This is a genomic window from Pseudomonas sp. AC083 (assembly GCF_979253165.1).
The window spans coordinates 90,163-110,617 of the sequence record NZ_CEEDDH010000022.1; the positions used below are offsets into that span (position 1 = coordinate 90,163).

Annotated in this window: 20 protein-coding genes; 11 read left to right on the plus strand and 9 right to left on the minus strand. The window is 61.0% G+C overall.

All coding sequences use genetic code 11. From position 1 onward, the window contains the following. Positions 1–160: 160 nt before the first annotated feature. Positions 161–763: a LysE/ArgO family amino acid transporter gene (locus tag AC0IXA_RS24695; protein ID WP_016773432.1), complete on the minus strand. Its 603-nt coding sequence runs from the start codon at positions 761–763 to the stop codon at positions 161–163. A 96-nt stretch (positions 764–859) separates the two neighbouring features. Between AC0IXA_RS24695 and AC0IXA_RS24700 the strand changes: the two genes are divergently transcribed. From AC0IXA_RS24700 to AC0IXA_RS24715, 4 genes are all read left to right on the plus strand, one after another. Further along, entirely contained in the window at positions 860–1,747 is an 888-nt protein-coding gene (locus AC0IXA_RS24700; protein WP_341638902.1) for a LysR family transcriptional regulator ArgP, read from the plus strand. A 113-nt stretch (positions 1,748–1,860) separates the two neighbouring features. Then, a complete protein-coding gene (locus AC0IXA_RS24705; protein ID WP_341638903.1) occupies positions 1,861–2,853 on the plus strand; it encodes an NAD-dependent epimerase/dehydratase family protein in 993 nt (330 codons plus the stop codon). A 116-nt stretch (positions 2,854–2,969) separates the two neighbouring features. Further along, positions 2,970–3,827, plus strand: a complete 858-nt coding sequence (locus AC0IXA_RS24710) for an ATPase (RefSeq protein ID WP_076563987.1) — start codon at positions 2,970–2,972, stop codon at positions 3,825–3,827. 129 nt (positions 3,828–3,956) lie between these two features. Next, entirely contained in the window at positions 3,957–4,805 is an 849-nt protein-coding gene (locus AC0IXA_RS24715; protein ID WP_341638904.1) for a cache domain-containing protein, read from the plus strand. Positions 4,806–4,928: 123 nt separating this feature from the next. Here the strand turns inward: AC0IXA_RS24715 and AC0IXA_RS24720 are convergent, their stop codons facing one another. Together AC0IXA_RS24720 and pobA are read right to left on the minus strand one after the other, a co-directional pair. After that, positions 4,929–6,446 (minus strand): MDR family MFS transporter, encoded by a 1,518-nt coding sequence (locus AC0IXA_RS24720; protein ID WP_341638905.1) that lies wholly within the window; start codon positions 6,444–6,446, stop codon positions 4,929–4,931. Positions 6,447–6,523: 77 nt separating this feature from the next. Continuing rightward, complete coding sequence (pobA, locus tag AC0IXA_RS24725; RefSeq protein ID WP_460154406.1) at positions 6,524–7,717, minus strand: 4-hydroxybenzoate 3-monooxygenase; 1,194 nt, start codon at positions 7,715–7,717, stop codon at positions 6,524–6,526. A gap of 175 nt (positions 7,718–7,892) precedes the next feature. On the opposite strand from pobA, the gene AC0IXA_RS24730 reads away from it, so the two are divergent. Then, a complete protein-coding gene (locus tag AC0IXA_RS24730; RefSeq protein WP_110603224.1) occupies positions 7,893–8,783 on the plus strand; it encodes a helix-turn-helix domain-containing protein in 891 nt (296 codons plus the stop codon). Positions 8,784–8,914: 131 nt separating this feature from the next. Here the strand turns inward: AC0IXA_RS24730 and AC0IXA_RS24735 are convergent, their stop codons facing one another. Beyond that, positions 8,915–9,091 (minus strand): hypothetical protein, encoded by a 177-nt coding sequence (locus AC0IXA_RS24735; RefSeq protein WP_016773438.1) that lies wholly within the window; start codon positions 9,089–9,091, stop codon positions 8,915–8,917. A 133-nt stretch (positions 9,092–9,224) separates the two neighbouring features. Next, positions 9,225–10,154 carry a LysR family transcriptional regulator gene (locus AC0IXA_RS24740; RefSeq protein ID WP_471814670.1) on the minus strand — a complete coding sequence of 310 codons (930 nt, stop codon included), beginning with the start codon at positions 10,152–10,154 and terminating at the stop codon, positions 9,225–9,227. A 112-nt stretch (positions 10,155–10,266) separates the two neighbouring features. Here AC0IXA_RS24740 and AC0IXA_RS24745 point away from each other — a divergent pair, with 112 nt between their 5' ends. Continuing rightward, complete coding sequence (locus AC0IXA_RS24745) at positions 10,267–11,145, plus strand: MBL fold metallo-hydrolase (protein WP_130927148.1); 879 nt, start codon at positions 10,267–10,269, stop codon at positions 11,143–11,145. A gap of 45 nt (positions 11,146–11,190) precedes the next feature. Beyond that, on the plus strand, positions 11,191–11,805 hold the full coding sequence (locus tag AC0IXA_RS24750) for an NAD(P)-dependent oxidoreductase (protein ID WP_471814671.1): 615 nt from the start codon (positions 11,191–11,193) through the stop codon (positions 11,803–11,805). Between the two features lie 140 nt (positions 11,806–11,945). Here AC0IXA_RS24750 and AC0IXA_RS24755 read toward each other — a convergent pair whose 3' ends face one another. After that, positions 11,946–12,827, minus strand: coding sequence for a LysR substrate-binding domain-containing protein (locus AC0IXA_RS24755; protein WP_471814672.1), 882 nt, complete (start codon positions 12,825–12,827; stop codon positions 11,946–11,948). A 218-nt stretch (positions 12,828–13,045) separates the two neighbouring features. Here AC0IXA_RS24755 and AC0IXA_RS24760 point away from each other — a divergent pair, with 218 nt between their 5' ends. Further along, complete coding sequence (locus AC0IXA_RS24760) at positions 13,046–14,683, plus strand: 5-guanidino-2-oxopentanoate decarboxylase (RefSeq protein WP_471814675.1); 1,638 nt, start codon at positions 13,046–13,048, stop codon at positions 14,681–14,683. Beyond that, positions 14,680–16,131, plus strand: a complete 1,452-nt coding sequence (locus tag AC0IXA_RS24765; RefSeq protein WP_471814673.1) for an aldehyde dehydrogenase family protein — start codon at positions 14,680–14,682, stop codon at positions 16,129–16,131. The genes AC0IXA_RS24760 and AC0IXA_RS24765 overlap by 4 nt, the downstream gene beginning before the upstream one ends. A 124-nt stretch (positions 16,132–16,255) precedes the next feature. On the opposite strand, the gene AC0IXA_RS24770 is transcribed toward AC0IXA_RS24765, so the two are convergent. Further along, on the minus strand, positions 16,256–17,185 hold the full coding sequence (locus tag AC0IXA_RS24770) for an AraC family transcriptional regulator (protein ID WP_016773445.1): 930 nt from the start codon (positions 17,183–17,185) through the stop codon (positions 16,256–16,258). Between the two features lie 369 nt (positions 17,186–17,554). Between AC0IXA_RS24770 and AC0IXA_RS24775 the strand changes: the two genes are divergently transcribed. Beyond that, positions 17,555–17,908, plus strand: a complete 354-nt coding sequence (locus tag AC0IXA_RS24775) for a putative quinol monooxygenase (RefSeq protein WP_471814674.1) — start codon at positions 17,555–17,557, stop codon at positions 17,906–17,908. Positions 17,909–17,950: 42 nt separating this feature from the next. Further along, positions 17,951–18,193 carry a hypothetical protein gene (locus tag AC0IXA_RS24780; protein ID WP_016773447.1) on the plus strand — a complete coding sequence of 81 codons (243 nt, stop codon included), beginning with the start codon at positions 17,951–17,953 and terminating at the stop codon, positions 18,191–18,193. On the opposite strand, the gene AC0IXA_RS24785 is transcribed toward AC0IXA_RS24780, so the two are convergent. Together AC0IXA_RS24785 and AC0IXA_RS24790 are read right to left on the minus strand one after the other, a co-directional pair. After that, positions 18,194–18,823 (minus strand): flavin reductase family protein, encoded by a 630-nt coding sequence (locus AC0IXA_RS24785; RefSeq protein WP_071173402.1) that lies wholly within the window; start codon positions 18,821–18,823, stop codon positions 18,194–18,196. Between the two features lie 135 nt (positions 18,824–18,958). Continuing rightward, positions 18,959–20,278 (minus strand): MFS transporter, encoded by a 1,320-nt coding sequence (locus AC0IXA_RS24790; protein WP_341638915.1) that lies wholly within the window; start codon positions 20,276–20,278, stop codon positions 18,959–18,961. Positions 20,279–20,455: the final 177 nt, after the last annotated feature.

The following is a 20,455-nucleotide window of genomic DNA, read 5'->3' on the forward strand; positions in this document are numbered from 1 at the left end:
AGGTCTGTTGCGGTGAGCGCAAGGCCGATCACGGGCGGCCGGAAATGCACCGGCGAGTTTTTACTCTTTGCGGCGCAGGGTTCGGATCATAGCACCGGGGTCGCGCCTTAACCACGCAACAACTGTGTGGGATAGAGGTTCCAGAGCCTTTGGCAATTATTCATCCGGCGATGATCAGCTGTGCGGCCACGGCGAACATCATTAACGCCACCACCAGATCGAGAATGCGCCACGTGCTCGGGCGTGCCAGCCATGGTGCCAGCCACGCCGCGCCGAGGGCCAGGGTGAAAAACCACAACAGCGAGGCACTCGCCGCGCCGACCACATAAGCCCCGGGCACCGATTGCTGCGCGCCCAGCGAGCCGATCAGCAAAACCGTATCGAGATAAACGTGGGGGTTGAGCAAGGTCACCGCCAGCGCGCTGAGCATGACCGCTCGCAGCGAGCGCACGGTCTGGTTCTCGCCTTGCTCAAGGCTCTGTTTCGAGCAGGCCCGGCGCAGTGCCTGGCTGCCGTACCAGATCAGAAACGTCGCACCGCCCCAACGGGCGATCGCCAGCAGGGTCGGGTTCTGCGCGAGGATCGTCGCCAGGCCGAACACCCCGGCCGCGACCAGAATTGCGTCACACACCACGCACAATGCCGCCACCGGCAAATGGTGTTCACGGCGCAGGCTTTGCGCCAAGACAAAAGCGTTCTGCGTGCCGATCGCCATGATCAGGCCGAACGCCACCAACAGGCCGTTTACATAGCTTTGCCACATGAGAGAAATCCTTGAAAGAGAGTACTTGCTGGCTATTCTCCGGTGTGACGCTGTATAAGAAAAACCAATAGTGCTGATCGCCCATTAGGAAAACTGATGTTCGACTATAAATTGCTTTCCGCGCTCGCCGCTGTGGTCGAGCAGGCCGGATTCGATCGCGCTGCACAGGTGCTGGGCCTGTCGCAGTCGGCGATCTCACAGCGCATCAAATTGCTTGAAGCGCGGGTCGGTCAGCCAGTGCTGGTGCGCGAAACACCGCCAGCGCCGACCGAAATCGGCCGGCGTCTGCTCAACCATGTGCAACAGGTGCGGTTGCTTGAGCGCGACCTGCAATCGGTGGTGCCGGCGCTGGACGAAGAAGGCCTGCCCGATCGCCTGCGCATCGCCCTCAACGCCGACAGCCTCGCCACATGGTGGGCCGAGGCCGTCGGCGATTTCTGCGCCGAGCAGCATTTGTTGCTCGACCTGATCGTCGAAGACCAGACCGTCGGCCTCAAACGCATGCGTGCCGGTGAAGTGGCCGCGTGTCTCTGCGCCAGCGAGCGCCCGGTGGCCGGCGCACGCAGCGTATTGCTCGGCGCAATGCGTTATCGGGCGCTGGCCAGTCCAGCCTTCATCGCCCGGCATTTTCCCGATGGCGTGCGCGCCGAACAGCTGCCGCGCACCCCGGCGCTGGTGTTCGGCCCGGACGATTTTCTCCAGCATCGCTATCTGGCGCTGTTGGGCGTCGACGGCGCGTTCGAGCATCACTTATGCCCGTCTTCCGAAGGCTTCATTCGCCTGACCGAAGCCGGTCTGGGCTGGGGCCTGGTGCCAGAGTTGCAGGTGCGCGAGCAATTGCAACGAGGGGTGCTTCGCGAATTGCTGCCAGATAAACCGATCGACGTGCCGCTGTACTGGCATCATTGGCGCAATGGCGGCCAGTTGCTCAATCTACTGACCGAACAACTGCTGCGCTCCTCAAAGCAATGGCTAGTGGCTTGAACGCAGCTGCAAGCGTCAAGCTGCAAGCGTCAAGCTGCAAGCGGCAAGAACACGCACCGTTTCAACTTGCAGCTGAAAGCTCGAAGCTTGCAGCTGCTTCCCTGGAGTTTTTGATGAAGATTTTGGTTACCGGCGCCAGCGGCTTTATTGGCGGGCGCTTTGCGCGTTTCGCCCTGGAGCAGGGCCTTGAAGTGCGGGTCAACGGTCGCCGGGCCGAGAGCGTCGAGCATCTGGTGCGCCGAGGCGCGGAGTTCGTGCCGGGCGATCTGACCGACGCCGATCTGGTGCGGGATCTGTGCAACGATGTCGAAGCCGTGGTGCATTGCGCCGGTGCTGTCGGTGTGTGGGGGCGTTATCAGGACTTTCATCAGGGCAACGTCGAAGTCACCGAAAACGTCGTCGAAGCGTGCCTCAAGCAGCGGGTGCGGCGGCTGGTGCATCTGTCGTCGCCGTCGATCTATTTCGATGGCCGCGACCATCTCGGTCTGACCGAAGAGCAAGTGCCCAAACGCTTCAAGCATCCCTACGCCGCGACCAAATATCTGGCTGAGCAGAAGGTCTTCGGCGCACAGGAATTCGGTCTGGAAACCATCGCCCTGCGCCCGCGTTTCGTCACCGGTGCCGGCGACATGAGCATCTTCCCGCGCCTGCTGAAGATGCAGCGCAAGGGCCGCCTGGCGATCATCGGCAATGGCTTGAACAAGGTCGATTTCACCAGCGTGCAGAACCTCAGCGAAGCCATGCTCAGCAGCCTGTTGGCGCAAGGTTCGGCGCTGGGCAAGGCCTACAACATCAGCAACGGCACGCCGGTGCCGCTGTGGGACGTGGTCAATTACGTGATGCGGCGGATGGACGTCGATCAGGTGCGCAAATATCGCTCCTACGGTCTCGCGTACAGTGTTGCGGCGCTCAACGAAGGCGCGTGCATGCTCTGGCCGGGACGCCCTGAGCCGACCCTGTCGCGCCTGGGCATGCAGGTCATGAAGAAAAATTTCACCCTCGACATCAGCCGCGCCCGGCATTATCTCGACTACGATCCGAAAGTCAGCCTGTGGGCTGCCCTCGATGAGTTCTGTGCGTGGTGGAAAGCCCAGGACATCCGTTGAAACGATTCGGCCGGGCGGCAATGAACCGCCTTGCGGGTTGAGGGTCAATGCCTGCGGCTGCGGCGGTTATACTTCGCAGCATTTAGCCATCACCGCGTTTGCCAAAGGTTGCCTCAATGTCCATGCGAAACGATGCCCACGACGACGATTTCGACAACGTGCCAAGCCTGCGCGCCGACCCGTTCGATGACGATGACATCGCGCCCGGCCCCCGCACTTCCGTGCATTCGCGCAGCGCGCCAGTGGTCAAGGTCAAGGCCGCCAGCACCGGGCCGCTGTGGGCGCTGGTCGGCGCGTTGTTTTTTGCCTTCATCGGTCTGGCCTGGTGGAGCTTCCAGCAGATTTCGTTGATGGAACAGCAACTGGTCGCCACCCAGGAAAGCTTCGCCCGCATCAGCGAGGAAGCGGCGGGGCGCCTGCAGGATATTTCCGGCAAGGTTGTCGCCAGCCAGAGCAACGTCAGCAGTGACAGCGAAGCGCTGAAGCTGCAAATCAAGCAACTCGAAGGCAAGCTGCTCGACCAGAGCAAGCAGCAGCAAGGCGTGGCTGGGCAGGCCAGCGAACTGGACAAGCGTCTGGCGCAGATGACCGCGCAGACCACCGAACAACAGAACGCCAATACGCAGTTGCAGGCTCAGGTCAAAGCCTTGAGTGCCGAGTTGGCGACCATCAAAAGCACTCCGGCCGATACCAGCAAGGTCGATGCGCAGTTGAAAGCCTTCGACGCCCAGTTCAAAAGCCTCGGCGCCGATATCGCCGCGCTGAAGAAACAGGGCAATCCGAGCGCGGCGATCGATCGTCTGGAGCAGGACATCGTGGTGTTGAAAAGTCAGCAGGACAACCGCCCGGCAGCGCCACAGGGTGGCGGCAATACCGCCGAGTTCGATGCGTTCCGCGCGCAGATGACCCGCAACCTCAACACCTTGCAGGCGCAGATCCAGAATCTCCAGCAGCAGATCAATTCCCGCCCGTAAGCGCTGAGCGAGGCTGGCGAGCGTTGCTTGCCAGCTTCACGGCGCAATGTTCAGAAACGCTCTGAATATCTCTACATGACCGCAAGCCGTCTACGCTCTTGAAACACCAAAAAGAACGAGGGATGCGCTATGGGGTTTTTGCATAAAGTGGCCTGGCTCGGCCTGATGTTGTTGGCCGGCTTCGGCCAGGCCAGCGCCGCCACCGCCGCCAAGGATGACAGTCAGGCCGCCATTGCCCTGCTGGAAAAAGCCTTGGCCTACTACCACGACAATGGTGACAAGGCGTTCGCCGCGTTCAGCCGCCAGGGTGAGTTCGTCGACAAGGATCGCTACGTGTTCGTCCTCGACACCAAAGGCGTCATGCTTGCCAGTGGCGGGCCGTCGTCGGCGCTGATCGGTCGTGATGTCAGCGAAGTGCTCGGGCCGGATCTGCAGAAGGCGTTCAAGGATGCGCTGAAAGTGCCGGAAGGCAACGGTATCCAGCAGGCCGAATACCGCTGGCAGAACTGGGCCGACGGCAAGGTCGAGCGCAAGCATGTGTTCTACCAGCGCGTCGGGCAGCGCATTCTCGCGGTGGGTTACTACCTGCCACGGGCCTCAGCTGAGCAGGCCAAGGCCTTGCTGGACAAAGCCGCGACGGATCTGACCAAGAACGAGAAGGGCACGCTGACCGCGATCAACTCACTCAAGGGCGGTTACTTGCAGGATGACCTGTATGTCTTCGTGGTCGATCTGAACAATCAACGCTACGTCGCCCACGGCACCAATCTACGCTTGATCAACACTGATTTTGGCAAGGTCAAGGACCCGGAAGGCAAACCGGTGGGCGAGCCGATTCTGGCGCTGATCGGCAAACAGGATGAAGGCGAATACGAATACCGCTGGAAAAACCCGGTGACCGGCAAGATCGAGGACAAGCATGCGTACCTGAAAAAGGTCGGGCACTTTCTCGTCGCGGTGGGCTACTACAGCCCTTGAGCGAACACTGTTCCCTTGTGGGAGCGAGCCTGCTCGCGAAGCAGTGTGTCATTCAGCTATGTGTCGGCTGACACCGCGCCTTCGCGAGCAGGCTCGCTCCCACAGTGGTATTTGTTGCGGCAATTATTTCGCGCCGTGTTCGCGCCCGCGCAACAGGTTGTTCGGCATGGCAATCGCCGCCGCCAGCCCCAGCAACGACACTGCCGTGCTGACCCAGAGCAAGTGGCGGAAGGTCACCAGCAGCTCCGCGCGCAAGGCGTTCTGCGCTTCGCCGGGTGCTGCGTTCAGGCCATCGAGCAGAACGTTGCCCGAATGCCCTTCGCTGATCAGCGAGCTGCTCGCAAGGTGGGCAAAACTGGAATCGTGCAGCAACGCCAGCAGCAGCGCCGACATCAACGCCACGCCCACCGCGCCGCCCAGTGAGCGGAACAGGTTGGTGGTGCTGGTGGCGACGCCGATGTCGCGTTGTTCCACCGAGTTCTGCGTGCCAACCAGCGAGGTCGGGAACTGCATGCCGCCAGCGATGCCGCTGAGCAGCATGAACAGACCGCTGAGCAGTGTCGCTTGTGGCGGACTGAAGGCCATGCCGAGAATCGAGATCGGCATGAGGATCGCCCCGGTGAGAATCTGCGGTTTGTAGCGTCCGGTGATCGAGGTGCGGCGGCCGGCGAAATAGGCGCCGATCGGCAAGCCCATCGCCAGTGGCAGCAAGTGCAACGCGGCGCTGTCGGCGCCGGCGCCGGTGACGCTTTGAAAGCGCAACGGCATCAGCACGATCAGCGAGATGGCCTGGAAACTGGTGAAGAAAATCGTGCACCAGCACAACAGGGCATTGCGGTTGGCGAACAGGTGCATCGGCAGCAACGGCTCCCGCGCCCGGCGTTCATGCCAGACGAACAGCGCCAATACCACCACGGCACAAGCGAACAGGCCGAGCACTTCGCTGCTGCGCCATGAATGACCCTGGCCGACTTCGGTGATGCCGAGCAGCAACGCGGTCAGGCCGATGATCATCAGCACCGTGCCGAGGTAATCGATCACCGGTTTGCGTTGCGGAATCGGCAAGCCGCGCAGATTGCGCCGAGCCACCCACCAGGCGCCGAGGCCCAGCGGCAGGTTGATCAGAAACACCCAGCGCCACGACAGGTATTCGGTCATGTAGCCGCCGAGCACCGGGCCGGCAACGCTGGCCACGGCGTACATGCTGCTGAAATAACCCTGATAGCGCCCGCGTTCACGTGGCGGGACGATGTCGCCGATGATCGCCTGACTCACCGAGATCATGCCGCCGGCGCCGATGCCTTGAAGGATTCGTGCCAGCACCAGTTGTTCCATGCTCTGCGCCATGCCGCAGAACAGCGAGGCAAGGGTGAACAGGCCCATGCCGAACAACATCAGTTTGCGCCGCCCGTAAAGGTCACCGAGCTTGCCGTAGATCGGCACCGCCACGGTCATCGCCACCATGTAGCCGGAAATCACCCAGGCCAGCAGGCTGACGTCCTTGAATTGCGCGGAGATCGCCGGCATCGACACGGCGACGATGGTCTGGTCCAGCGCACCGAGGAAGATCGCCATCATCAAGGCGACCAGCACGCTGCGAATGGCCGGTTTGGGCGTTTCAGGCTGATTGAGAGTGGTCACGGAAAACCTGCGGGCAGTGATGGACCCGCGCGGCCTTCGCGCGCGGGTGGATGCTCGCAGTGTAAGTCGGTAGGAAGCTATTCGATAGCCTCGTACGGAAGCCCGACGTAATTTTCTGCAATGGTTTTTTGCCCTGCTTGCGAGCTGACAAAGTAGTCCAGTTCCGACGCGCTGATGCGCTGGCTGAATTCATCGTGCTCGTCGAAGCGATGCAGCATCGACGTCATCCACCAGGAAAACCGTTCGGCTTTCCATACTCGGCGCAGGCAGATCTCCGAGTATTTTTCCAGCAGATCAGTGCGATCTTCGCGATAGACCTTCAGCAGAATATTGAACAACGTGCTGACATCGCTGGCGGCCAGGTTCAAGCCCTTGGCGCCAGTGGGCGGTACGATATGGGCAGCGTCGCCGACCAGAAACATCCGGCCGTATTGCATTGGTTCGACGACAAAACTGCGCAGCGGCGCGATGCTTTTTTCGATCGAAGGACCGGTCACCAGTTTTTCCGCGAGGGCATCCGGCAGGCGTTTTTTCAACTCATCCCAGAAACGCTGATCGCTCCAGTCATCGACGTTTTCATCCGCCGGCACTTGCAGGTAATAGCGGGTACGGGTGGCCGAACGCATGCTGCACAAAGCGAAGCCGCGTTCGTGGCGGGCGTAGACCAATTCATCGTGGACCGGCGGTGTGTCGGCAAGAATGCCCAGCCAGCCGAACGGGTAGACCCGCTCGAAAATCTTCAGGCAATCGGCCGGAATCGACTGCCGCGCGACGCCATGGAAACCATCGCAACCGGCGATGTAATCGCCATCAACGCGCCAGCTTTCACCGTCCTTTTCGAAGGTGACAAAAGCTTCGTCGCTTTTCATGCCATGGGGAACGACATTGCTCGCTTGATAAATTGTTGGCGCGCCGGCCTCCCGACGAGCGGCCATCAGGTCGCGGGTGACCTCGGTCTGGCCGTAGACCATTACTGTTTTGCCGCCGGTAAGCGCATGCAGGTCGATGTGCACCTGACGCCCGTCCAGCGCCAGATCGAAGCCGCCATGAACCAGACCTTCGGCATCCATTCGCTGACCGACGCCGGCCTCACGCAGCAGCTCTACCATGCCTTGTTCAAGCACACCGGCACGGATGCGCCCAAGAATGTAATCGGGCGTCTGGCGTTCGAGGATCAGGGTGTCGATGCCAGCGTTGTGCAGCAACTGGCCGAGGAGCAGTCCGGAAGGACCGGCGCCGATAATGGCGACTTGGGTTTTCAGGGTTTTCATTGTTTTTATGACTCGCAAGCTTCACGCAGCAACAACCGGTGAATGATTTTATGGATCGAGTGCTTGCATTTTTCCCTTGCGGGTCTGTCAATTGAAGGTGAAAACTGAGCCGATACCTGTACATTCTGCCAATCGGTGCGATTATCGCCCAAAAACCAGAGGCCTGGATTGAAGTATGAACAAGCCTGCCCTGCCTTCGATTCCGGTGTTCAAGCTCTATGGTGAAAGCCTGGACTGGCCGACCCCGGACTTGCTGCACTGTGAAACCATTTCCTCGCGCAGTCGCGAACATCAATGGGAAATCAAACCTCACCGCCACGCGGATCTGTGCCAGCTGCTGTTCGTTTTCAAAGGTCAGGCAGAGCTCGAAATCGAAGGCCAGCGCACGCAACTCGAGACTCCGGCGATACAGGTGCTGCCACCGTTGTCGGTGCACGGCTTTCGTTTTTCCGAGGATGTTGAAGGCTTCATCGTCACCTTGGCCACGCCGCTGATCAACCATTTGCAGGCGCAACTGGGCGATTCGGTACACGCGTTGGCCCGGGCGGAAAACTACCCGGCCGGCAAGGATGGCGATTATCTCAACAGCCTGTTTTCAGCGTTGCAGGCCGAGTACAACGGCCATCAACCGGCGCGGGAAATGCTCATGCATTCGCTGGTCAGCGTGATCATGGTCTGGGTCAGCCGCCAGGCGATCGTTCGTCACAAGGCCAGCCAACGGCCGCAACGCCAGCGCGAATACCTCAACGGTTTCATTCAGTTGGTGGAAGAGACTTACCGCCAGCACGTCAAGGTCGAAGACCTCGCCCATCGCCTGGGCATCTCCGTGTCGCACCTCAACGGCACCTGCCGTGAACTGGCCGGGCAACCGGCGTTGCAGATCATGCACGAGCGTCAGTTGCTGGAAGCCAAGCGCCTGCTGACCTACACCAGCATGACGATTTACGAGATGTCGGAGCTGTTGGGTTTTTCCGATCCGACCAACTTCACCCGGCTGTTCCGCCGCCGCGTGGGGATTTCACCAAAGGCATTCCGCGACCGCTTGAAGGCCGAGCAGCAACCTTAAAAGCACCACCCAACACCTGTGGGAGCGAGCTTGCTCGCGAAGGCGGAGTGTCATCCAACAAACAGGCTGACTGACCCACCGCTTTCGCGAGCAAGCTCGCTCCCACAGGGTTGCATTCCAGCTCAGGTCTATCAGCGCAATGCGTTCAGCGTGGCATTGTGCGGAATACACCGCTCGTAGTTGCAGCTCGCATACTCGCGCGGCAGCTGGCGCAACTGCTCGACCCGCCAGGCAGCGGTGCCGTACAGCGCCAGCGTGGCGGCGCAGGTGATGAAAATGGCGGCGTATCTTTTTGTTTTGATGTTCATGGTGTTCGACCTCTGAACGTCTACCTTGCGGTATTACTTTGAGCATAGGTCAGGCAGGCGCAGCTGCAAGCTTTAAGCGGCATGCGGCATGCGGCAAGCGGCATGCGGCAAGCAGCAAGCTGTCACGACGCGGTCAGCTTGGCGCTTGTGGCTTGAGGCTCGCAGCTTCATCCCACGCGGGATTTTCGGGAAAACGCTGAACCAGAAAGTCGAGCATGCTGCGCAGTGCCGCCGGCATGTGTTTACGTGAGGCGTACACCGCGTAGATATTCATCTGGCGCGGTTCTGCGTGTGGCAGCAAACGCAGCAGTTCGCCGTTGTGAATATGCACGCCAGCCTGGTAGGTCGGCAGCATCGCCACGCCCGCGCCGGCCAGGGTTGCGCGCAGAAGGGTGCTGGCCTCGTTGGCGCTGATATTGCCCTGCACCGGCACCGAAACCGGTTCGCCATCCTCCTCGAAATGCCACAGGCTCTTGCCGAAATAGGAATGGGTCAGGCAGTTGTGTCGGCTCAGTTCCTCCACCCGCAACGGCGCCGGATGCTCAAGCAGATACGCCGGTGCTGCGCAGACCACCGAACGGCACACGGTCAAGCGTCTGGCGATCAGATTCGGATCAAGATCGTTGCTGGTGCGAATCGCCAGATCGATGCGTTCATCGACCAGATTCACCGTGCGGTCGAGCATTTGCAGATCGATACTCACGCCGGGGTAAAGCTTGACGTATGCCGCGACCGCATCGGCCAGTTGCGCCTGGCCAAACGAGGTGCTGACGCTGATCCGCAGCAATCCGCGCGGCGCGTCATCGGGTTCGCTGACGGCGGCCTGCATGTCGTGCGACAGGTCGAGCATCTGCCGGCAGCGCGGGAGGATTTCACTGCCAGCGGCGGTCAGGCTCAATTTGCGCGTGGTGCGGTGCATCAGCCGCGCGCCGACCCAGTCTTCCAGCTCCGCCAGATAGCGCGACACCACCGGCCGCGACAGGTCGAGGTGGTCAGCCGCCGCCGACTGACTGCCGAGGTCCACCACCGTGACGAATACTCGCATTGCTTGAAGCCGATCCATGATTTGCCCGCTTTCAGAAACAAACTATGTCCAAGCATCGCATTTTTTGTACTGAGTCTGGCAACTAAGCTCTGTTCATCGCCAGACTGGCATTCGCAATCCGGAGCAACAAATGATCGGCTTCACCCCCTTCAAACGCGTTCTGCTCGCCGCAGCATTTTTCGGCTTTGCCGCCCATGCATCCGCCGCCGAGCTGAGCCTAGATGTCTACAATCCGGGCACCCAGGCGATTTTTCCGGTCAGCTCGGTGCTGGTCAGCGGTGAGAAAGAAGCGATTCTGGTCGATGCGCAATTCGGCAAATCCCAGGCCGAACAGGTGGTGGAGAAGATCCGCGCCAGTGGCAAACAGTTGACCACCATCTACATCAGCCACGGTGACCCGGATTACTACTTCGGCCTCGACACCCTGACCAAAGCATTCCCGCAGGCGAAAGTGCTGGCTTCGCAGCCGACTGTCGATCACATCAAGCACACCGTCGACGGCAAACTGGCCTACTGGGGGCCGAAAATGGGCGCCGATGTGCCGGCGAAAACCATCGTCCCGGACGTGCTCAAGGGCGACAGCCTGACCCTCGAAGGCAAGCAATTGCAGGTGATCGGCCTCGACGGCAAGCAACCGGATCGCAGCTTCGTATGGATCCCGTCGCTCAAAGCAGTGGTCGGTGGCGTAGTGGTCGCCGAGAACATTCATGTGTGGATGGCCGACACCCAGACCGCGCAATCCCACGCCGACTGGCTGCACACCCTGCACGCCATCGAAAGCCTGAAACCGCAAACCGTAGTACCCGGCCATTTTCTGGGCGACAGCAGCCGCTCGCTGGCCAGCGTGAAATTCACCGCTGATTACATCAAGGCCTTCGATGCCGAAACCGCCAAGGCCAAAGACTCTGCTGCACTGATCGCAGCGATGAAAAAACGCTATCCGCAACTCGGCGAGGAAAGCTCGCTGGAGCTCAGCGCGAAAGTCGCCAAGGGCGAGATGCAGTGGTAAGCCGAACCTGAACACGCAGCATTTTCAAGCCAACTGGAGAATGTCATGAGCAAGATTGCAATCATTGGTGCCACCGGCCGTGCCGGTAGCCAACTGCTGGAAGAAGCCGTGCGTCGCGGCCACAGCGTCACCGCCATTGCCCGCGATACCTCAAAGGTCGGTGATCGCGCCGGTGTCGTCAGCAAGAGCCTCGACGTGCTGGATTCGGCGGCGCTGCAAGCGGCGGTGGCCGGTCACGACGTGGTGATCAGCGCAGCGCATTTCGCCACCGTCCCGGCCTCGGCGATTGTCGGACCGGTGAAGCAGGCAGGCGTGAAGCGCTTGCTGGTGGTCGGCGGCGCCGGTTCGCTGTTGCTGCCGGATGACACGCGAGTGATCGACAGTGCCGGTTTCCCGGCCGAATACAAAGCCGAGGCGAGCGCGGGGGCGGCGTTTCTTGATGCGTTGCGTCAGGAGCAGGAACTGGACTGGACTTTCCTCTCGCCGTCGGCGGAATTTGTCGAGGGTGAACGCAGCGGCCAATATCGCGTCGGCAAGGATCATCTGTTGGTCAGTGCCGATGGGCGTAGCTGGATCACATTTGCCGATTACGCGATTGCGCTGATTGACGAAGTGCAAACGCCGAAGCATTCGCGCCAGCGTTATACCGTCGGTTACTGATCTGAAATGCTGTCCCTGTAGGAGCAGCCGAAGGCTGCGATCTTTTGATTTTGCTTTTCAAGATCAAGATCAAGATCAAGATCAAGATCAAGATCAAAAGATCGCAGCCTTCGGCAGCTCCTACAGGGGTATAGCGGTGTTCAGCGGGTATGTGCCTGCTCAACCAGCCAGAGCATCAGTTCCTCAAGTTGCGGCGAGGGTTCGGCTCCAGCAGGCACCACCACGTAATACGCCAACCCCGTCTTCACCTTCAACGCAAACGGCATCAACAGCCGCCCGGCGTTCAGATCATCACCAATCAGCGACCAGTCCCCGATCGCCACACCCGTGCCGTGCGAGGCCATCGACATCGCCTGATCCAGCGTTTCGAAATGCTGCCCCCTGCCAAGGTTGCCCAAGCGCAATCCCGCTGCATCGAGCCATACCGACCAGTCCTGAATGTCGTGGGTCGGGTGCAATAACAGATGCTCTTGCAAATCCTGCGGTGAATTCAGCGCCGGCGAACCCTTGAGCAATTGCGGCGAGCAGACCGGTGTCAGTTGCTCGTCGAACAGATGCAGTGCGCCTGGCGAATGGTCCGGCGGCGGGCCGTAGATCACCGCGGCGTCGAATTGCTCGCGCTGAAAATCCACCCCGTGTTGCAGCGAGGCCGTCAATTTGACCGGCACGTCCGGGCGTTCCTTTTGCCATTGCAGCAGACGCGGCAGCAGCCAGCGCATCACGCAGCTCGGTGCCTTGAGTTGCAAGGTTTGCCGCGTCAGACCGATCTGCTCGGTCGCTTCACTGATCAGCCCGAAGACCTTTTCCACTCGCGGCAGCCATTCGCGGCCTTCGGCCGTCAGCGCCAGACCTCGGGCCAGACGAATGAACAACGGATAACCGAGCTGTTCTTCGAGCCCGGCGATCTGCCGGCTCACCGCGCCCTGAGTGATGTGCAACTGCTCGGCGGCGCGAGTGAAATTGCAGCATTGCGCGGTGATCCAGAACGTATGCAGAGCGGGCAGGGGGGGCGGGCGTTTCATGGCGATCCGAGGTATGACGTGGCGACATGGCTAGTATGACTTTTAATCGATTGTTGCTGCCAGTTGCGCACCGTTCCAATGGGCACTCCACGGACCCTGTGGGAGCGAGCCTGCTCGCGAAGACGGTTCAAGGTTCGACACGGATGTTGGCTGGACCGCTTATTCGCGAGCAGGCTCGCTCCCACAGGGAGTGTTCAGTGAATGAAAGGGCAATCAACATGGCAACGTGCGGCGAAGTACTGGTCAAGCTGTTGGAGAATTACGCGGTCGAGCAGGTGTTCGGCATTCCCGGTGTGCACACCGTCGAGCTGTACCGAGGCCTCGCGCGCTCAAGCATCAACCACGTCACGCCTCGTCATGAACAGGGCGCCGGGTTCATGGCTGACGGCTACGCGCGTACCAGCGGTAAACCCGGTGTGTGTTTCATCATCACCGGCCCGGGCATGACCAATATCACCACGGCCATGGGCCAGGCTTACGCCGATTCGATTCCGATGCTGGTGATTTCCAGCGTGCAGTCGCGCAGTCAGTTGGGCGGTGGGCGCGGCAAGTTGCATGAACTGCCGAACCAGAGCGCACTGGTCGGCGGCGTCGCAGCGTTCTCGCACACGCTGATGTCCGCTGCCGAACTGCCGGTGGTGCTTGCTCGCGCTTTCGCGCTGTTCCAGGCCGGGCGACCGCGTCCGGTGCATATCGAAATTCCGTTGGACGTGCTGGTGGAAGAGGCCGATGAGTTGCTCGCCAGCCTGCCGGTGAATATCGATCGCGCCGGCGCCGCACCGGCTGCCGTGGCCCGCATGAGCGAACTGCTAGCCACGGCGCAACGTCCACTGATTCTCGCCGGCGGCGGTGCTATCGACGCAGCGCCGCAGCTGACCCGACTCGCCGAATTGCTCGACGCTCCAGTGGCGCTGACCATCAACGCCAAAGGCATGCTGCCGACCAGTCATCCGTTGTTGATCGGTTCGACGCAGAGCCTGGTTGCCACCCGCGCGCTGGTCGCTGAAGCCGACGTGGTGCTGGCGATCGGCACCGAGCTGGCCGAGACCGATTACGACGTGACCTTCGCCGGCGGCTTCGAGATTCCCGGCGAGCTGTTGCGCATCGACATCGATGCCGATCAGACCGTGCGCAACTACCCGCCGCACGTCGCACTGGTCGCTGATTCGCGCAACGCCGCGCAAGCCTTGCTCAGCACGCTGATGCAAAAGCCGCTGGCCGAGCGCCGCAATGATTGGGGCCAGGTTCGCGCCGCGCGTCTGCGTGATGAATTGGCCGCGAGCTGGGATGCGCCGACGCTGGCGCAGACGCGTTTGCTCGAAACCGTGCTGCACGAATTGCCCGAAGCGGTGTTCGTCGGCGATTCCACGCAACCGGTGTACACCGGCAACCTCACGTTCAACCCCGGGCGTCCGCGACGCTGGTTCAACGCATCCACCGGTTACGGCACCCTCGGCTATGCGTTGCCGGCGGCGATTGGTGCGTGGCTCGGCGGCCAACTCGATAACGGCGCGCGCCCGCCAGTGGTGTGCCTGATCGGCGACGGCGGCTTGCAGTTCACCCTGCCGGAACTGGCCAGCGCCGTTGAAGCACGGGTACCGGTGATCGTCCTGCTGTGGAATAACCAGGGTTACGAGGAAATCAAAAAGTACATGGTCAACCGCGCCATCGAACCGGTCGGCGTGGACATCTATACCCCGGATTTCGTCGCCGTGGCCAAGGGCCTCGGTTGCGCCGCGCAAGCCATCAGCAGCATCGACGAATTGCGCGCCGCGCTGCGCGAGGCGACGGACCGGCAAGGCCCGACACTGATTGAAATCGACCAGAACCAGTGGATGCAGGCGGTGGCCCAATGATCAGTTTTCCAACCACACTCGACGGGCTCTACATCAACGGTCAATGGTCGTCGGGCCGCGAGCATCTACGGGTGATCAATCCCGCCAGCGAAGCGCTGCTGACCACGGTCAATGGCGGCGACGAACAGGCCGTCGATCAAGCGATCAGCGCCGCGTACGAAGCGTTCGAACACTGGTCGCAGACCTCCGGCACCGAGCGCGCTGCGATCCTGCGCAACATCGCCAACGGCGTGCGCAACGGTCGCGAGCATTTGATGAGCCTGCAATCGAGCAACAACGGCAAGCCGCAGTTCGAAGCGGCCATCGATGTCGATGACGTGATCGCCACTTTCGAGTATTACGCCGAACTCGCCGAAGGCCTCGACGCCGGGCAGGACAGCAACGTGCCGCTGCCCAGCGATGACTTCAGCGCACGCCTGCGTCGTGAGCCATGCGGCGTGGTCGGGCTGATCGTGCCGTGGAATTTCCCCATGGTCACCACCGCATGGAAACTGGCGCCAGCGCTCGCCGCCGGTTGCTGCGTGGTACTGAAACCCTCTGAAGTGACGCCGCTGCCGGAGCTGGAACTGGCCGCGATCATCGCTGCATCCGGGCTGCCCGACGGCGTGTTCAATCTGGTCTGCGGCACCGGGCTGGCGGTGGGCGCGCCGTTGTCTGCCGATCCTCGCATCGCCAAGATCTCCTTTACCGGCAGCAACGCTGTGGGTGTGCAGGTGATGCAACGCGCTGCTGAAACCGTGAAGGGTGTGAGCCTGGAGCTGGGTGGCAAATCTTCCTTGCTGGTGCTGGCGGATGCCGATTTGGATCTGGCGGTGGAACTGGCGTGTGGTGGGGCGTTCTTCAACGCCGGGCAAATGTGCTCGGCCACCAGTCGGGTGCTGGTTGCCGAGGAATTGATGGATGAATTTCTTCAGCGCCTGCAAAAACGTGCGGAGGCGATCCGAGTCGCTGATCCGTTTGATGCGGAAGTGGAGATGGGCGCGCTGGTCAATCAGGCGCAGTACCAACGAGTGCTTGGGCATATTGATCGCGGTTTGAGCGCCGGGGCGAGGTTGGTGTGCGGCGGTAATCGTCCGGCGCATTTGCCGCGCGGTTATTTTCTGCAACCGACGGTGTTCACCGACGTGCCGCTGGACAGCGCGTTATGGCGTGAAGAGATTTTCGGTCCGGTGGTGTGTGTGCGCAGTTTCGCCAGTGAGAGCGAGGCGATTGCGCTGGCCAACGACACGCAGTTCGGCCTGGTCGCGAGTGTGGTGACACGCGATGCTGCAACGGCGGATCGCGTGGCCAATGCCTTGCAGGCAGGGCTGGTGTGGATCAATGCTCCGCAGGTGATCTTCCCGCAGACGGCTTGGGGCGGTTACAAGCAGAGCAGCGTCGGCCGCGAACTGGGGCCTTGGGGGGTGGCGGCGTTTCAGGAGATCAAGCATGTGATCCGCGCGGTCTGATCATAGATATGTAGCGCCTGGACTGACCCCTTCGCGAGCAGGCTCGCTCCCACATTGGAATGCATTTCCCTGTGGGAGCGAGCCTGCTCGCGAAAGCGCCATAAGCCCCACTTCAGATTCCGGATCAGACCGACAGCCGCAACCGCGCCAGATCCCGCAACGGCGGCGCGCCAAACAGGCGGCTGTACTCACGGCTGAACTGCGACGGACTTTCATAGCCCACCCGATACCCCGCCGCCGAGGCTTCCAGCCCTTCGGTCAACATCAGCCGCCGCGCTTCTTGCAGGCGCAGCTGCTTCTGATATTGCAACGGACTCATCGCCGTCATCGCCTTGAAACGGTGATGCAACGTCGACACGCTGAGGTTCACTTCCCGCGCCAGATCATCGATGCGCAGCGGCTGCTCGAAGTTGCCGTTGAGCCATTTGATGGCCTGGCTGATGCGATGGCTCTGGCTGTTGGCAATCGCAATCTCATACAAACGATGACCCTGCGGGCTGCGCAGCAGACGATAGAGAATCTCCCGGCGAATCAACGGCGCGAGCATGGCGATGTCTTTCGGCGCGTCGAGCAGCCGCGCCAGACGCAGCACCGCGTCGAGCATGGCGCTGTCGATTTTTTCCACGTACAGACCACGTCCGGTCGGCCGCGTCGGCACGCCCATCGGGCCGGCGTCGGCGATCAGCGCGGTGATTTCGGTCGGATCGATATCCAGGCGCACGGCGAGGATCGGTTCCTCTGGCGAGACATTGACCACCCGGCCGCTGAGCGGCATCGAAACCGACACCACCAGATAATTCAGCGGGTCGTAGTTGAAAAACTCGTCGGCCAGACGGACCTCTTTGCGCCCCTGCGCCATGATGCACAGCGCCGGCTGCGCGAGTACCGGGGCAAAGTCATGGGACTGGGTGTGGCGCGACATCACCAGCGAACCGATCGCGGTCTGGTAGCTGCCATCGTCGCTGGTGTTGCGGCGGATGATCGCCGCCAGCTCCGCGCGCTGCTTTTCCATGTCGGCGCTGGGTTCGGCTTGAAAACGATCGAATGACGTCATGCACGGCATCCTCGGCAAGTGAGGGGGGAATGCAGCAGAGCATATGTTTGTGCAAGCAGCAGCGGTAGACACATTCTGCCAAATGCTTGCCTGATTCTGCATCGCGATATCCATCAGCATCGACGCGATGCCTGTGTGTAGGAGCTGCCGAAGGCTGCGATCTTTTGATTTTTGTTTTTGAGATCAAAAGATCGCAGCCTTCGGCAGCTCCTACAGGGCAGCGGCGCCGGCCGGGGTTTTGGCAAGTCTCGCAGGATTGTGCAACGCGAAGGCAGGAATCGACTAACGGCGCGGCAGCCCCGGCCGTTAATCTTTGCTCCAGTCGCAGCCCGTCCCCCGGCTGCCACGCGATTTCATGGAGGGTTGATCATGTCCAAGCAAATGCCTGTCAGTCATATGGCCTTCGTTCGTGCCCAGGCCGGGCGTTCGGCGGAACTCGGCGTGCGCCTGAGCGCGTTGATCGAGGTCTCGCGCGCTGCGCCCGGCTGCCTGAGTTTTTCCCTGCAACAATCGCAGTGCGACGCCGATCTGTGGCTGGTCAGCGGCTACTGGAGCAGTCAGCAGATAATGACGGCTTATTTCAACAGTCCGTCGATGGAAGTCTTCGCCGAGCTGGTCCAGGACCTGGTGGTCAACAGCCTCGACTTCCACACCTTCAGGGACGTATCCGCCGCGCAGGCCCTCGGTCAATGCACCGCGCCGATACACAAACTCGCCGGTTGAGGGTTTAATGTCCGGCTTATTTGATTGAGCCAGGATCCGCGAATGGCACGTAAAGAGTTTGAACGCTTCGAAGCAGTCTCCGCAGTCGTCCCCGTTGAGCTGGGCGGCAACAAGGGTTATTACGCGGCCATTGCGGTCAAGGCCCTGGTCGATGGCGGCGCCCCACGCTTTCACAAGTTGCTCGATGAGCAGGTGTTTCCCGGCGCTATCGCTGCCGATGATGCGGCCATCAACGAGCTGGACAAGCTCAAGGGCGTCACTGACGACGCCGAGCTGATCTGGTAATTACTTCTGTGCGCCCGGGCGCCACATCTTGAACAGAGCCTCAGGCCCCAGCTGGAAATAATCCGCCGGCCCGCCGCCGCGCAAAATCGGTTGTGCGGCGGCGGTGTCGTAGATGCCGTCCTTCAGCAGCCATTTGGCGATGTGCACCGCAACCACCTCACCGAGGATCAGCCAGCTCGGTACGGTTTCGCCATCGGCGCGTTGCAGCTGGATGATCTGCGTGACCTTGCACTCGAAGGACACCGGGCTTTCGGCGACCCGAGGTACAGAAATCACCTTTGACGCCACGGTCGTCAGCCCTGCCAGTTCAAACTCGTTGACCTCAGGCGCAACCATCGCGCAGCTCTGGTTCATCTGCTCGGCCAACGGGCGCGTGGCGAGGTTCCAGACGAATTCGCCGGTCTGTTCGATGTTGTTCAGACTGTCTTTGCGCCCGACGCTGGAAAAACCAATGATCGGCGGCACGTAGTTGAAGGCGTTGAAGAAACTGTATGGCGCGAGATTGAGCCGGCCTTCGGCATCCTGGGAGGAAATCCAGCCGATGGGCCGCGGGCCGACGATGGCGTTGAACGGATCGTGAGGCAGGCCGTGGCCGTTGGCGGGTTCGTAGAAGTGGATGTCATCGGGCATGGGGAGCGGATTCCTGAGCTGCATTCGGATGCAGCCATAGTGCAAGGACCCGGCGCATATTTCCAGCCAGACGCGAGACCCCGTAGGGTTCGTGGCAGGACACAGATTTTGTGGCCTGCCAGCGAAGTAGCCCTATCAGTCAGTCACGATCCGCGAATGCTTCTGGGTGTCTTTCATGGTGATGTACACCAGCAGCGACACGGCAATGCACGCGGTGACGTACCAGTAGTAACCGGTTTCCATGCCGATGCTCTTGAACCACAGCGCGATGTATTCGGCAGTGCCGCCGAAGATCGATACGGTCAGCGCGTACGGCAGGCCAACGCCCAGGGCGCGGATTTCGGTCGGGAACAATTCGGCTTTGACCACCGCGTTGATCGAGGTGTAGCCGCTGACGATGATCAGCGCCGCCATGATCAGGAAGAACGCGCCCCACCAGGTCTGGATGGTGTGCAGGGTCATCAGGATCGGCACGGTGAAGATCGTACCGAGCACGCCGAACGCGATCAGGATCGGGCGACGACCGATCTTGTCCGACAGGCCACCGATGATCGGTTGCAGGCACATGAACAGGAACAGCGTGGCGGCGGAAATGGTGGTCGAGTCGGAGATGCTCATGCCGACCGTGTTCACCAGGTATTTCTGCATGTAGGTGGTGTAGGTGTAGAACGCCAGGGTGCCGCCCATGGTCAGGCCGACCACGGTCAACAACTCTTTCGGGTGGCGCATCAAGGTGCGCATCGCGCTTTCCTTGGATTTTTCTTTCTTGGTGAACGACTCGGTTTCTTCCATGCCGCGACGCAGGTACAGCGCCACGACCGCACACAGCGCACCGATGGCGAACGGGATACGCCAGCCCCACGCGTAGAGCTGTTCGGTGGTCAGCATGTTTTGCAGCACGATCAATACGCCGAGGGCGATGAGCTGCCCGGAGATCAGGGTCACGTACTGGAAGCTGGAGAAGAAGCCGCGACGTTCCTTGGTCGCCATCTCGGACAGATAAGTCGCCGAGGTGCCGTACTCGCCGCCGACCGACAGGCCTTGCAGCAGGCGGGCGAACACCAGCAGGACCGGCGCGCCGATGCCGATGGTTTCATAGTTCGGGCTCAGGGCGATCAGCAGCGAGCCGAAGCACATCAGGTACACCGAGGCCATCAGCGCTTTCTTGCGCCCGACCTTGTCGGCGTACATGCCCATCAGCCAGCCACCAATCGGACGCATCAGGAAGCCCACGGCGAAGATCGCAGCGGTGTTCATCAGTTGCGCGGTGGTGGAACCGGCGGGGAAAAAGGTTTTCGCGAAGTACAGGGAGAAGGCGGCATACACATACCAGTCATACCACTCGACCATGTTGCCGACAGAGCCGCTGAAGATCGATTTGATCCGGCTGGCGGTGGTTCTCGGTTTGGCCGGCACGGCAGCCGACCCAAGGGGCAGGGCGTTGGAGTTATCCATTGAAGGATCCTTCGTTTAATTGTTTTTGTGGAGCGCGTCGGAACGCAGCCTGCCAGGGCTATAGCAGGAGGTGTGCCAAGGGGTGAGGGGCCGGTTTAGAGGCTGTCTCTTATACACATCTGACGCTGCCGACGAACAGTGTATGGTGTAGATCTCGGTGGTCGCCGTATCATTAAA